Source organism: Sphingomonas pollutisoli, from assembly GCF_029167165.1.
GTDB lineage: Bacteria > Pseudomonadota > Alphaproteobacteria > Sphingomonadales > Sphingomonadaceae > Sphingomonas > Sphingomonas pollutisoli.
Genome location: NZ_JARFNJ010000017.1, coordinates 1 through 13,074, shown reverse-complemented (window position 1 = coordinate 13,074; position 13,074 = coordinate 1). Strand labels below are relative to the sequence as shown.

Here is a 13,074-nt window from a genome sequence, read left to right as displayed (position 1 = left end):
CGCTACCAGCGTTTCGCTATGCTGAAGCTCACCAGTCTTCCAATGGCGGAATAATTGGTAGAATCGTAGTTGACGTAGAATGCCTGCGAGTTCTTGAGATAGGGTGGCCGTTGATTGAGGAGATTTTCAACCGAAAGCGACAGGTCGATGTTGCTGAAGATACCGTGGCCGCTCTTGAGGCTGTAAACCGCAGCGAGATCGACCGTGGTCATCGAATCGCCTTTGACCGGCGGCGTTAGCGTCGGGTCCGTGACGCCTCCGAGATAGTTGAGGAAGGCCGAGAGGACCAACCCGCCACGGTCCCAAGACAGGCTGGACCGGGACCGAAAATGAGGCGGGTCGAAGGTCGTGCCGGCGAGAGTCACCGGCGCCGATGTCGGCGTAGTTCGCTGGCTGCTTGAGATATAGCTGGCCTGCTCTCCCAGGGTGATATGGCCGTCGCCCACGTCGATGCGGTAGCTCAGATTGCCATCGACGCCCTCGACGCTTTGCGAGGAAACATTCAGATAGAGACCATTGATAATCGCAGCGACGTTCGCCGGATCGTATGGCTTCCCTGTTATGTTCATGATGCCGGCCGGCGCCATGTCGATGAAGCTGTTTTGTAGATCGACGGAAGGGTTGCGAAGGATCAGATTCGCCAGGCTGGGATTGTTGTAAAGATCGCCCAATAGTCGGGCTTGTATGACGCGATTGGTGTATTTCACGTTGAAATAGCTGACCTCGACGCGCAGGCCGGGAACGCTTCTCGGATGAATGCTCAACGTGGCGGTCCAGGTGGTCGCGCGCTCTGGCTTCAGATTCTTGTTACCGCCGAGCGCATAAAGGACCGTCGCGCTACTCGGAAAGCCGGTGCCGTATTGGGCAGCGGGATAAAGATAGACTGTCGTGGTCGAGAACTCTTGCGCCAAGGTCGGCGCCTTGAAGGATTTTCCCCAAGACCCCTTAAAATCGAAGTCCTCGGTCGGCGAGTAGATCGCACCGATCTTCGGGGTCGCGATGCCGCCGATGTCGTTATAATCTTCGTATCGGACCGCACCCGTGAACGACAGGCTGCGAACGAAGGGGATATTCTGATCGCTCCCGATGACCGGAAGATAGAGTTCGCCGAAGCCGTAATAGCTGTGCCGTTTGCCGAAAGTCCGAATCTGCCTCGTGATATTGTTCTGATCGAAGCTGTTCTCGCGATAGCCCCCGCCGAGCGCCACGCGCGACTGCCCGCCTGGTAGCTGAAATAACGGTCCTTCCGCGTTCAGCTCGACGGATTTGACCGAATTGCAATAGCAGGTGACGCCTCCGGCGAGAAAGGCACCCGTCGCGATTGCGTATGCCTTGGTATCGCTGTCCGTGTCGTCGCGTCCGTAAAGGCCGCTGATGGAGAGGCTCCAGCTTTGTGGGAGATGAAATTCGATCTTCGGCGCTACGGTATAGCTCTCCGACGATAGAGAGGTCCGGCCGATTGCCGTCGTCGAAGTGACCGAATTTGATAGGCGTTTGCTGTAAAGACCGTCGATCGAGAATGTCGCAAAGGAACCGATGTCCTGATGCCCGCTCACGACAAGCGCGTGGGTCTTGTTCGATCCGAGCAGCGTGTAGGGTTGTCGAAGATAGTCCGTATAGTCTCGCTGATCCGCATAGATCGGGGTCGAGCGGGAGAAGTTGTAAGTGGCGATAAACCCGCCATCGGACCACCGTTTGCCAGCAACGATGCCGTATTGCTGCTGAAAGTCGCCCCCATCGGTCGCTTGACCAAGACGTGCGGATGTCGCCACCCCGTCATAGTCCGGTTTCAGAATAACATTGGCGACACCGCCGACTGCATCAGAGCCGTAGATCGCCGAGGCGCCATCCGCGACGATTTCAATTCTGTCCAGCGCGTCGATCGGGATCGTTGAGATGTCGATCGCTTGAGTAAAGGCATCGTAGGCCAACCGCTTTCCGTTGAGAAGGGTGAGCGTCGCGTCGGGGCCGAGACCGCGAAGGTTGAGAGCAGAACCACCAGTGAGATTCTGATCGCTCACGCTGCCCTGCGTGCCGCTGGCTACTCCCGGATTTTGTCCGCCGGAGAAGTTTTGGGGGATGCTGCGGATGACTTGGCCGAGGTTGGTCTGCCCTGCTTCGCGAATGCTTCGCTGGCTCAGTTCGATTACCGGCGATGTCGGCGGCGATCCCTTAATCCGGGAACCTGTGACGACGATGTCGGAGTTGTCGCTGCGACTCTTTTCAGCATCGGTTAAGTCGGCATCTTCGATAGGGACCACTGTGTAGGTCTGCGCCCCCGTGGCCTGTGCGTGAAGTCCTGTGCCCTTGAGAAGGTGCCGTAATCCCTCCTCAATCGAGAAATTGCCTTTCACGGCGTGCGTGCGCTTCCCGGAGGCGTCACGGGCCGAAATGAGGAGCTGAATATCGGCCTGCCGCGCAAAGGACGCGACGCCGGATGCCGCATCCTGCGCCTGAACGTCGAAAGTCTTGGTCTGTGCATAGGCCGGCGAGGCGACTGCCAGCGTGACAACCGCTACCGACGCCATGAGTCCGTGACGAGCGAAATCCCGATATCCAACCACAATCGTCCCCCTTGCGAGATCGGCATCAAATGCCTTCAATTCGCAAGAGTCCCGGCAACGACGCTTCCTTAGCGGACGCGGAAAAAATCAGGATGATGGTTGGCCGATTACTATGTTGCCGTTCTCCGAAGTCTCCACTGGCGCTCCGAGGCTCCGGTTGACGGCCGTCGCAAATCCGCCGGGATCATCCGTGCGGAATATCCCGTAGAAGCGTTCGCCGGCCAGGCGGGGGTCAATGATCGTCAGCTTCTGCTGGTTGTAGCGATTGAACTCGGCTGCTGCTTGAGCAAGCGTCTCTCCAGCCAGGTCAATCTTGCCGCCCCGCCATGCGAGCGCGCGATCGACCTCGGACGGCTTCGCCTCATTGTGCGTGACGGCTGCATTATCTGCGACGAATGCTCGCTCGCCAGCGCCGAGACGGATTTTGGCGCCTTCGGCACCATCCGCCCAGGCTTCAACGATACCCTCGGTCACGAGGACATCGGCGCCATCATCGCGGCGGCGCACCGAGAAGGCGGTTCCCACCGCTTCAACCCGGATGCGTCCAGCTTCTACGATGAACGGCCGGGCACGGTCCTTCGCGACCTGAAACCAGACCTCGCCCTGGTCGATGCGGACGTGCCGCACGCTCTTTTCAAGTCGGACCCGGACATCGCTGGCGGTGTTGATCGTCGCGCTGGAGCCGTCTGCCAGCGGCACCCGGCGGATTTCCCCAACCGTCGTGCGAAATTCGGTGCCCGCACCCCACCAATAGACGCCGAACGCGAGCGAAGCGGCCAGCGCCGATCCGGTTCCGGCTGCTACGCCGAGGACGCGACGTCGGGTCAGCAGCCCGGGCGGAGCCGGCTCCTCTTCGTCGGCCGCGGAGTGGTCGTCGCCAAGACGATCGAGCATCGCCCAAGCCGCTTCGGCCTGAAGAAGCGCGCCCTGCCGACGGGGATCGGCCGATACCCAGGTATCCAGTTCGGCCTTGAGCTGGGGCGTTCGTCCTTCGCGGTCGATACGCATCAGCCAGAAGACGGCCTCCTGTTCGATTTCGGCAGCGGTCTGGCGCGTCATGCTGCACCTCCCTGCGGCCAGCCGCTTTCCAGCGCCGTGACGCTCGCCTGTTCGGATTCACGGAGGGCTGCGAGGACAAGGCGCACGCCCTTGGCCGCGTCGTTCTCCACCGTCGATTCCGTAACGCCGAGGCGACGCGCGATTTCCTTCTGCGAGATGCCCTCGATCTTCCGCATCTCGAAGATGAGTCGGCAACGCTCCGGCAGGCCCGCAACGATCTGACGAACGCGGTCGACCTCTATGCGTCCGCCGACCTGCCGCTCCGGCGAAGGGGTTTCATCGAAGGGAGCCAGTGCCTCGATGTCGGCAACCGCGTCGATACGGACGATACGCTGCCGCCGCATCTGCGCGGTCAGAAGATTACGCGCGATCGAGAAGAAATAGGCGTCAGGACGATCGACCGCCGCCACGTCATCCAGCGACGCGAGGCGGCAATAGGTTTCCTGAATCACGTCGTCTATGTCTTCCTGCTGCATTTTCGACCGGCTCAGCCAGGCACGCACCTTCCCTTCGTGGGGCATGACACGATCGGCCACCCACGCCACGATCCTCCGGCGGCGTTGCTCTTCCATCCATCAATCCGTTCGAGAGGAAGGCCCTCTACCTCCCCTTAGACGCCCGGCGCGGCAACCTCCTTAAAACGGTTTCATTTTTATTTCAGGGCGCGGCGCCGGTCGTTGCTACTCCTCCACGGGTTCGGCTACCTTGCGCCGACGCCCGCGCGGTTTCGGTGTCGGCGGCACCGGCGGGGCGGCCCGCTTGCGCCCGAGGCCGATCTTGTGCGCCAGATCCCGGCGCTGTTCGGCATAGGCGGGTGCGACCAGCGGATAGTCGGAAGGGAGCTGCCATTTCGCCCGATATTCGTCCGGCGTCATGTCGTGATCGGTTTTCAGATGCCGTTTCAGCATCTTCAGTTTCTTGCCGTCCTCCAGGCAGACGATGTGGTCGCGTTTGATCGAGCTGCGAACTGTCACCGCCGGCTGCTGTGCCGTCTCCGTCGGCTGGATCGGCGCACCGAGTCCGGCCAGCGCCGAATGCACATTGGCGATGAGCTGCGGCAGGTCGCCCACCGCCACGGAATTGCTACCGACATGCGCTGCGCGGCCTCGACTGCTTCGCCTCGCTCCTCGACGACGAAGGCGAACATATCCTGTTCTCCGATGGGCTGCGCTCGATCCGACTCGATATGCTGGCGGGCAGCCTCGCCGCTGGCCCGGCCGCGCTATGCTGGCACATCGACGGCATCGCCGGCGCCGGCCCGCAGATATTGGCGCTGCGCCAGTTCGTCGCGCTGGCGCGCAGCGGCGGCTTCGCCCGCTCGCTGCACCCGCCCGAACGCCGCGCCCGGCGCTGGGTCCAGATGCTCCGTGTCCATGACGCGCTGGCGGTCGGCGCGACCCATCGCGAGATTGCCGGGGCGCTGTGTTGCGGTCAGCGGGTGCAGCATTTCCCCCGGCGCGATGCCGAGGGCTTCGGCCAGGCTGTCGAGCTTGTCGATCGACAGCCTATATTTCCCATGCTCGATGTCGCTGATGTAGCTGCGATCGACTCCGGCAATCACGGCCAGCTCCACCTGACCGAGACCACGCGCATCGCGAAGGGCTTTCAAATTACGCGCCACGATTTTCCGCAAAGGAGTCATTCGCGCGACTGTGGTCGCCAATCGAATTACTCGTGTAGGAAATAGTCCACACGGCTATTCGCCCTTTCGGGCGTCGGGATCGCTGCTCCCTACTGGTCGTCCGAAACATGCAGCCATTCGGGAATGTCGCGGCGCGCGTCGAGGACGCGCCACACGTCGATATGGTCGGCGCGCTCGACATAGAAAACCAGATAGGGGAACCGGCCCAGCGAGCGATGGCGCAGGCCCGGCAGGTCGAGTTCATGCGCGTAGCGCGGCGATCCCGTGCCCGGATGCTCGCCGATCCAGCGATAGGCCGCCTCCAGCGCCTCGACGAAGCCGAGCGCGATGTCCGCGCCGGCCTCGCGCGCATAATGGTCGATTGCGTCCTCGACGTCGCGATGAGCCTGCGCGCGCGGAACGACCGCCTTCGCGGTCATTGCGTGCGGCTGGTCCGCTCGCGCAATGCGTCGAAATAGGCGGCGTCGGCCGGGACGCCGGGCGCGGACTCCGCGCCGTCGAGCAACAGGCGGCGAAGCCGCTGGCGGTCCTGATCCTTACGGATCAGCTCACGCACATATTCGCTGCTGGTGCCGTAGCCACGCCCGGCAACCTGTTCGTCGACGAAGCTCTTGAGCGTGTCCGGCAGCGAGATGTTCATCGTGCTCATGGTGCCCAAGATAGATGTTTGGCAAAATTTGGCAAGATTGACGATCGCGCCACCGTCAGGCGATCGGGCCGAGATCGTCGGGGAACAGCGCCGGCTGGCAATAGCGCGCTCCCGCTTCCTCGCTGCGGATGTCGAAGCAGCGCAGCCGCTCGGCGATATGGCGGGCGAGGTTCGTGGTCGCGGCATGGCGCTGGCGGCGGTCGGGATCGGTCAGCCCGTCCAGCAAGGCCGGGGCTGCGCCGAAGAGCGTCACTTCGAGGTGCAGCGCAAGATCGTTCGCGGTGCAGCCACGATAATTCTGGACGCAGAATCGATTCTCATTGTCTTGGTTCGGCTCATCATGAGGACGGTCCTATCCCTAACTCGCGCCACGACGCCACTTTTCTTGCCGATCGATCTCCCTGACAGGAAATCCGTCCGCCCTGCCCCACCTCTCGTCCTTCGATCAGGCCAGCAAGACGACCGTTAGCGCTGCAACGAATGACTCTTGACACCCCCAATTAGATGATGTGTCACGTATTTGCATGATGTATCATCGGTTTCTAAAGGTCGGATTCGAGTAATTTTCAGCAAATATCAATGGGTTCGATACCGACCAGCGAGTCGAGCCCTCCATCGATGACGCTCATGGAGACGTATCTATTTTTGGAGCAGCGGCATGTCTGAAAATTTCGATGTGGTGGTGATCGGGTCCGGCCATAACGGGCTGGTCACGGCAGGCTATCTCGCCAAGGCCGGCAAGTCGGTCCTGGTGCTGGAAGGCAAGTCATTTTTTGGCGGTGGTGTCGCCACCAAGGAAGTCACCCTCCCCGGGTTCAAGCACGATCTGCACTCGTCCGCTCATCTGGGCATTCTCATCAACCCGCTCATCGCCAACGACGAGTTGCAGCTGAAGAGCAAATATGGCTTGGAATATATCCGCCCCAGCGCGGCTTATTCCACTACCTTTACCGACGGCAGCAGCCTGATCGGCTATAACGATCTGGACCGCACCATCGACAATATCGCCGCCAACGCCTCCAGGAAGGATGCCGACGCCTACTACAAGCTGTACAAGGACAGCGTCGATTTCGTACCGCTGGCGATCCAGGGCATGTTCGTGCCGCCGCCGCCCTACGGCGCTTTCATCGCCCTGCTCGATCAGAGCGCGATGGGCCGCAATGCCCTGCACGAACTGCAGCGCAGCCCGCTCGACATCCTCAACGAGCGTTTCGAGAGCGACAAGCTCAAGATCCACATGTCGCGCCTGCTGACTGAGCATTTCGTCGATCCGGAAGCCAAGGGCGAGGGCGGGTCGCTGTTCATGTATCCCGCCTTCATCGAGCAGTACGGCCTGCAAACGCCGCGCGGCGGCAGCGGCGGCCTGGTCGATGCGCTGATCCGTCAGCTCGAAGACCATGGCGCGGTGCTGCGCGCCAATTCGACCGTGGTGAAGGTGCTGACCGTCAATGGCAAGGCGGTGGGCGTGCGCCTGGCCGATGGCAGCGAGATCCTCGCCAAGGAGGCCGTGGTCGGCCAGATTCATCCGTTCAACCTGCCCAAGCTGGTCGATGGCATCGAAGAACAGACCCAGTACGAAATCTCGCGCGCCGAAACCGCCACGTTCTGCTGCGTCACCGCGCACTATGCGCTGGACAAGGCGCCGACCTATGTCCACCCGGACATCAACGACTCCTGGCTCAACGGCCTGTGCCCGACCTCGCTGGCCGACTACAAGAAATTGCTGTTCGACGTGCGCAACGGCTACATTCCGAAGATCCCGTCGCTGGGCACCATCTCCACGCACAAGGTCGATCCGACCCGCGCGCCGGAAGGCAAGTCCGCCTTCCTCGTCTGGCGCATCATGCCGTTCAAGCTCGCCGATGGTTCATCCTGGGCCGACCACAAGGCCGAGGTCGAGGAAGAAACCCTCGATCTGGTCGATTCCTTCCTCCCGGGCCTGAAGGCCAGCGTCATCGGCAAGGCGTTCGACACGCCGGACGACATCGCCGCCTATTCACCCACCTTCCAGCATGGCGACGTGTCCGGCCTGGCGTCGCCGATGATGCAAAGCCAGGGCCACCGCCCGACGCCGTCGCTGTCGCAATACACGGTGCCCGGCGTGGAGAACCTGTACCTGTCCGGTGTGTTCATGCACCCGACCGCGGGCGGCGTCTGCGGTGGGGGCCGTGTCACCGCCGTGAAGCTGTTCGGTGACAAGGGTTGGGATTTCGACGAGGTGACGCAGTGACCAGTTCCGTCACCGACGGCGGTGCAAAGGCCGCCAAGAACAGCGTGAAGCTTTTCACGCTCGACAAGACGATCCTCATGGACGTCGCCTCCGTTGCTCCCCACGAACAAGGCATCGTCATCGAAGGAAAGATCATGGGCACCATGCCCATGAAGGTCGTTCTCAGGCCGGAAGAACTACGCGCCGCCCTCAAGTTTGTGACGCCCGGGTTGATCTGGACTCTCGTCAAGATGCTGTTCCGGCGTCCCGTCCAGGCACCGAAGAAAAAATAACGTCGGAGAATTATCGTGAAAGCAGCAGTTATCAATGCGACCGGCAGCCGTTTCGATATCGAGAATATTGAGATCGACGCGCCGGTCGGCCGGGAAGTGCTCGTGGAGGTCAAGGCTTCCGGGCTATGCCACACCGACCTCCACATGGCCCAGAATGACTTTGGCATCCCGCTGCCGGCGGTGTTCGGCCATGAGTTGGCCGGCGTGGTGGTTGGTATCGGCCCGGACGTGCGGGAATTCGCCGTGGGCGACCATGTCGTGGCGTCGCTGATCCAATATTGCGGACATTGCGGTTCCTGCCTTGCTGGCCGCACCTACCAGTGCGAGCATCCCAGCGAGACGCTGCGCGACCCGGCCCTGGGCCAGCGCCTGACTCGCAACGGCCAGCCGGTGACGCCGGCGTTCGGCACCTCAGCCTTCGCAGAACGCGCGCTGGTCCACGAAAACCAGTTGGCCAAGGTGCCCGAGCAGCTTCCCTTCCCGCAGGCGTGCCTGCTCGGCTGCGGCACTGTGACCGGCGCCGGCGCGGCGATCAACACCGCTGCGGTGCGGCCCGGAGATACGGTGGCGGTAATCGGCGTCGGCGGCGTCGGCCTGAACGTGATTTCCGGCGCCAAGCTGGCCGGCGCCACCCGTATCATCGCCGTCGATGTGCAGGCATCCAAGCTGGAGCTGGCCAAGACTTTCGGCGCGACGGACGTGGTGGATTCCTCGCAAGTCGATCCGGTGGTCGCGGTGCTCGAATTGACCGGCGGCGGCGTCAATCACGCCTTCGAGGTGGTGGGCCTGAAGCAAACGTCCGAGCAGGCCGTGCGCATGACCCGGGTCGGCGGCGGCGCCTATCTGATCGGGGTCCACAAGCCCGGCTCGAAGATCGAACTGGCGGTGACGGAAGAGGTTCTCGCAACCCAGCGCCGGGTGCAGGGCGTGAACATGGGATCGAGCAACATCAAGCACGACATCCCGATGTACGCCGCGCTTTATCTCGAAGGCAGGCTGAACCTGGACGACCTCGTGTCGCGAGAGATCAACATCTCGGAAATCAACGAAGCCTATGACGCGCTCAAGGGCGGCGCGATCGCGCGCAGCGTCATCACATCATTCTGACGGCTGGGGCACGCACAGGCGTGTTCCCCAAGCGTCGCGATCGTGGCGCGAAAGGACAGAGCAATGACCGATTCCAAAACCGATTCTCCTGCAGCCGGAAACGGCCTCGAGGAAATGAAACGCCTCCTCGACCGTCAGAGACAGTCCTATCTGGCCGACGGTTATCCGAGCCTCGCCCTGCGCCATGATCGCCTCGACCGGCTCGCTTCGCTGCTGACGGCGCATAGCGAGGACTTCGCGGACGCCATTTCGCAGGACTTCGGCAGCCACAGCCGCGAGGCCAGTCTGCTATACGATGTGGCGGCGCTGCTCTCCTCCATCAAGCACACCAAAGCGCATCTGGCCGACTGGCTAAAGCCGGAAGTCTATGATGCCCCCTTCCCCGGCACAGAAGCGCGCGTGGAGTTTCAACCCAAAGGCGTGATCGGGGTGGTCAGCCCGTGGAACTTTCCGGTCCAACTCGCCCTCGGTCCCGTGATCGGCGTCCTCGCCGCTGGCAACCGCTCGATACTGAAGCCTTCGGAGCTGACGCCAATCACCTCCGAACTGATGCAGCGCCTGGTGGCCGAAAGCTTCGACGAAACGGAATTGGCGGTGGTCACGGGCGGACCCGAGATCGGCGCTGCCTTCACGGCGCTTCCTTTCGACCATCTGGTTTTCACCGGCGGCACCGCCGTTGCCCATCATGTAGCGCGCGCCGCCGCCGAGAATCTGACCCCGCTCACGCTAGAGCTGGGCGGGAAGTCGCCGGTGATCATCGGCACCTCGGCCAATTTCGAGCAGGCGGCTGGCCGGATCATGGCGGCAAAAACGCTCAATGCCGGCCAGATATGCCTCGCACCCGACTATGTGTTCGTCGAACGCGGACTGGAGGAAGACTTTGTCGAGGCCGCCCGGGCGGCGGTCGCGACGATGTTTCCCACGCTGAAGGAGAATCCCGACTACACGTCAATCGTCAACGAGCGCCATTATAACCGGATCAAAGGCCTGCTCGACGACGCGGCCAGCAACGGTGCGACCCTTGTCGAGATCAACCCGGCACAGGAGGATTTCACACAGCAATCGGCGCATCGCATACCGCCGACCCTTGTCCTCAACACGACCCGCGACATGCGGATAAGGCATGAGGAAATCTTCGGCCCCGCCCTCCCGGTTCTCTCCTACGGATCGGTCGAGGAGGCGATCGCCCAGATCAATGCCGATCCCCGGCCGCTCGCGCTCTATTATTTCGGGCAGGATGTGAACGAAGAACGCCGTATTCTCGACGCTACGACATCGGGCGGCGTGACAATCAACGACTGCATCAGCCATGTCGCGGTCGACGATGTGCCGTTCGGCGGGATCGGCGATTCCGGCATGGGCGCCTATCACGGGCGCTGGGGCTTCCTGAGCTTCAGCCACCCGAAGGCGATCTTCCGGCAAACGGATGCCCCTGAGGGAGACGCCCTGTTACGCCCGCCTTATGGTGAGCCGGTCAAGCAGCTTCTCGCTCAAGTGCTTGCGAGGCCCTGAGCAACGGACAATCCACGAGTTGCTCACTGTAAAAAGGAGGCGGCGAAGCCCGGCTGCTCCAGAAAGCAGATCGGCAGTGGTTTATGGAGGCAAATGGACACGATCGTCGAAGCGGCCTCGGCCTGTGGGCAGCCATTTCGAACTGGAAACCTGGACAGAGCTATTCTCTTCGGAAGATTTTGTGGAAATGGGAACGAATAAGCAAGGGACATCTGAGGCACATCGTCGAGCAGAGTTCGGCCGCGCGCTTCTGGCGACCGGGCAGGCGTGGCGTCGTATCCTGGGCCAACACCTGGCACGGGAAGGGCTTTCGGACGCGATGGCACTCGCAGTCCTTGAAATCGAGCATGTCGGCGATGGAGTTTTACGGCAGGGTGAGCTGGCCAATCGGCTCGGGCTGGACGGCTCAGCTGTCGTCCGTGTCCTCGACCGTCTCGAAAGGGATGGCTTGCTGCGTCGCGTTGAAGATCCTCTCGACCGCAGAGCCAAGCGCCTCGAACTGACAGATGAAGGCCATCGTGTTGGCCTTAAGACCCAGCGGATCGCCGAGGACTTGCGCGAGCGGCTGTTGAAGTCGCTGGAGCAGGACGACTTCGAGGCCGCTTATCGCGTGCTGTGCCATCTTGCGTCGGTGCTGGATCAACTGGAGAGCGGCCGAGGCATGCGTGAAGACTAAAAGTGTCATCACGGTGCCCAATGTTGTTTTCTCATTGAAGACCTTCGGCGCTGCGATGCTTGCTTATTGGATCGCGCTCCGCTTCGACCTGGAACGACCTTATTGGGCAGTCGGTACCGTCTATCTCGTCGCGCATCCGCTTACGGGCGCGATTACGTCAAAAGCCGTATATCGACTGGCCGGCACCGCCATCGGCGCCGTGATGACGGTCCTGCTTGTTCCCAACCTCGTTAATTCTCCAGAACTGCTGACCCTCGCTTTCGCCCTATGGATGGGGTTGTGCCTCTATGTCAGCCTGCTCGACCGCAGCCCGCGAAGCTATGTCTTCATGCTTGCCGGCTATACGGTGGTGCTCGCCGGCCTTCCGCTCGTCGATACGCCGGCTGCGAGCTTCGACGTGGCGGTCGCGCGAGTGGAAGAGATCGCGCTCGGCATCACCTGCTCGGCGCTGGTGAGCCGAATCTTTCTACCAAGTCATGCCGGTCCCGTTCTGGCCGTTCGCGTCGATGCGTGGCTCGCCAATGCAGCCCGGCTGGCTGACGACGCGCTGGCCGGACAGGCAGCCGATGATCGCTCTCGGCGGGTCCGCCAATCTCTGGCCAGCGACATTGTCGATCTGCGCAACCTGACCACGCATGTCGCCTACGACACGTCCTCCTATGCCGAGGTGACACGCGACCTTCGGGTGCTGCTGCAGCAAATGACCCGACTCCTGCCCTTGCTTTCCACGATAGAGGATCATGTCGCGGCGCTTTCCCAGGCTGGTCCTTATCCCGACCGGACGGGCCGGTGGCTGACCGGTTGGCGTTCATGGATCCGACAGACGAGCGAAGCGGAGGGCGAGGCGACGCCCCCTCCCCCGCCAGCCGCTGTCGCAGCGGCGGAGAAGGGAACGGCGTCGTCCTGGCCCGATATGCTCGCTGCCAATCTTGCGTTGCGTCTCGACGACTTCGCCGCGGTGTGGGAAACCTGTCTCGCCCTGAGGCGGGATCTGGGCAACGATACGAAGCCGACTCCCGCTTTCAAACGGCCTTCCGTGCCGCATACGGCAACCAGCCTCCACATCGATCACGGCATGGCCCTGTTATCGGCCCTGGCCGTGGTGGTGGCAACCCTTGGCGCGGCCATGTTCTGGATCGCGTCCGCCTGGCCGAATGGGGCCACCGCTGCCCAGCTTGCCGGTGTCTTTTGCTGCATTATGGCGACCTTGGACGATCCCGTGCCCGCGCTCCGCACGTTTCTGCTGGCCCTGCTCGGTGCCGTTGCGGCGGCTGGCTCTGTTGCAATGCGGATTCCGACGATCGCGCGCAGGCATTCCAATCTGATGCCGCGCAGCGTTCCGATTTGATCGCGCGCACTTGAA

The 13,074-nt window shown here is 62.1% G+C and carries 12 protein-coding genes and 3 pseudogenes; 7 read left to right on the top strand and 8 right to left on the bottom strand.

All coding sequences use genetic code 11. The annotated features are described in order from the left end of the window. Nucleotides 1–2: 2 nt before the first annotated feature. The 4 genes and pseudogenes from PX554_RS23475 to PX554_RS23460 form a co-directional block, all read right to left on the bottom strand. Nucleotides 3–2,603, bottom strand: coding sequence for a TonB-dependent receptor (locus PX554_RS23475; RefSeq protein WP_157081177.1), 2,601 nt, complete (start codon nt 2,601–2,603; stop codon nt 3–5). Between the two features lie 48 nt (nt 2,604–2,651). Continuing rightward, nucleotides 2,652–3,623 (bottom strand): FecR family protein, encoded by a 972-nt coding sequence (locus PX554_RS23470; RefSeq protein ID WP_067735474.1) that lies wholly within the window; start codon nt 3,621–3,623, stop codon nt 2,652–2,654. After that, nucleotides 3,620–4,195, bottom strand: a complete 576-nt coding sequence (locus tag PX554_RS23465) for an RNA polymerase sigma factor (protein WP_067735477.1) — start codon at nt 4,193–4,195, stop codon at nt 3,620–3,622. The genes PX554_RS23470 and PX554_RS23465 overlap by 4 nt, the downstream gene beginning before the upstream one ends. A gap of 108 nt (nt 4,196–4,303) precedes the next feature. Further along, nucleotides 4,304–4,723: pseudogene (locus tag PX554_RS23460) on the bottom strand (Ros/MucR family transcriptional regulator); the annotation flags it as partial. An 86-nt stretch (nt 4,724–4,809) separates the two neighbouring features. On the opposite strand from PX554_RS23460, the pseudogene PX554_RS26735 reads away from it, so the two are divergent. Further along, nucleotides 4,810–5,004: pseudogene (locus PX554_RS26735) on the top strand (hypothetical protein); the annotation flags it as partial. A 72-nt stretch (nt 5,005–5,076) separates the two neighbouring features. Here the strand turns inward: PX554_RS26735 and PX554_RS26730 are convergent. From PX554_RS26730 to PX554_RS23440, 4 genes and pseudogenes are all read right to left on the bottom strand, one after another. Beyond that, a pseudogene (locus PX554_RS26730) lies at nt 5,077–5,265 on the bottom strand (helix-turn-helix domain-containing protein); the annotation flags it as partial. An 89-nt stretch (nt 5,266–5,354) separates the two neighbouring features. Then, the gene (locus PX554_RS23450) at nt 5,355–5,684 is read right to left on the bottom strand and encodes a type II toxin-antitoxin system RelE/ParE family toxin (protein ID WP_067735480.1); all 330 of its coding nucleotides are present in this window, start codon (nt 5,682–5,684) and stop codon (nt 5,355–5,357) included. Further along, nucleotides 5,681–5,905, bottom strand: a complete 225-nt coding sequence (locus tag PX554_RS23445; protein ID WP_217998669.1) for a type II toxin-antitoxin system ParD family antitoxin — start codon at nt 5,903–5,905, stop codon at nt 5,681–5,683. The genes PX554_RS23450 and PX554_RS23445 overlap by 4 nt, the downstream gene beginning before the upstream one ends. 64 nt (nt 5,906–5,969) lie before the next feature. Beyond that, nucleotides 5,970–6,167 carry a hypothetical protein gene (locus PX554_RS23440; protein WP_084384988.1) on the bottom strand — a complete coding sequence of 66 codons (198 nt, stop codon included), beginning with the start codon at nt 6,165–6,167 and terminating at the stop codon, nt 5,970–5,972. Nucleotides 6,168–6,572: 405 nt separating this feature from the next. On the opposite strand from PX554_RS23440, the gene PX554_RS23435 reads away from it, so the two are divergent. The 6 genes from PX554_RS23435 (at nt 6,573) to PX554_RS23410 (ending at nt 13,059) form a co-directional block, all read left to right on the top strand. Further along, nucleotides 6,573–8,144 (top strand): phytoene desaturase family protein, encoded by a 1,572-nt coding sequence (locus PX554_RS23435; protein ID WP_067735491.1) that lies wholly within the window; start codon nt 6,573–6,575, stop codon nt 8,142–8,144. Beyond that, the gene (locus tag PX554_RS23430; protein WP_067735494.1) at nt 8,141–8,416 is read left to right on the top strand and encodes a hypothetical protein; all 276 of its coding nucleotides are present in this window, start codon (nt 8,141–8,143) and stop codon (nt 8,414–8,416) included. Before PX554_RS23435 ends, PX554_RS23430 begins: the two co-directional genes overlap by 4 nt. A 15-nt stretch (nt 8,417–8,431) precedes the next feature. After that, on the top strand, nt 8,432–9,523 hold the full coding sequence (locus PX554_RS23425) for a Zn-dependent alcohol dehydrogenase (protein ID WP_067735497.1): 1,092 nt from the start codon (nt 8,432–8,434) through the stop codon (nt 9,521–9,523). A 63-nt stretch (nt 9,524–9,586) separates the two neighbouring features. Beyond that, nucleotides 9,587–11,035 (top strand): coniferyl aldehyde dehydrogenase, encoded by a 1,449-nt coding sequence (locus tag PX554_RS23420; RefSeq protein ID WP_067735500.1) that lies wholly within the window; start codon nt 9,587–9,589, stop codon nt 11,033–11,035. Nucleotides 11,036–11,159: 124 nt separating this feature from the next. Continuing rightward, the gene (locus tag PX554_RS23415; RefSeq protein ID WP_169801002.1) at nt 11,160–11,711 is read left to right on the top strand and encodes a MarR family winged helix-turn-helix transcriptional regulator; all 552 of its coding nucleotides are present in this window, start codon (nt 11,160–11,162) and stop codon (nt 11,709–11,711) included. Next, on the top strand, nt 11,701–13,059 hold the full coding sequence (locus PX554_RS23410) for an FUSC family protein (RefSeq protein WP_275504704.1): 1,359 nt from the start codon (nt 11,701–11,703) through the stop codon (nt 13,057–13,059). The genes PX554_RS23415 and PX554_RS23410 overlap by 11 nt, the downstream gene beginning before the upstream one ends. Nucleotides 13,060–13,074: the final 15 nt, after the last annotated feature.

Coding starts and splice junctions, on each gene's coding strand:
- PX554_RS23445 (WP_217998669.1), bottom strand. CDS start 5,905: ATGAACATCTCGCTGCCGGACACGCTCAAGAGCTTCGTCGACGAACAG.
- PX554_RS23470 (WP_067735474.1), bottom strand. CDS start 3,623: ATGACGCGCCAGACCGCTGCCGAAATCGAACAGGAGGCCGTCTTCTGG.
- PX554_RS23435 (WP_067735491.1), top strand. CDS start 6,573: ATGTCTGAAAATTTCGATGTGGTGGTGATCGGGTCCGGCCATAACGGG.
- PX554_RS23465 (WP_067735477.1), bottom strand. CDS start 4,195: ATGGAAGAGCAACGCCGCCGGAGGATCGTGGCGTGGGTGGCCGATCGT.
- PX554_RS23450 (WP_067735480.1), bottom strand. CDS start 5,684: ATGACCGCGAAGGCGGTCGTTCCGCGCGCGCAGGCTCATCGCGACGTC.
- PX554_RS23420 (WP_067735500.1), top strand. CDS start 9,587: ATGACCGATTCCAAAACCGATTCTCCTGCAGCCGGAAACGGCCTCGAG.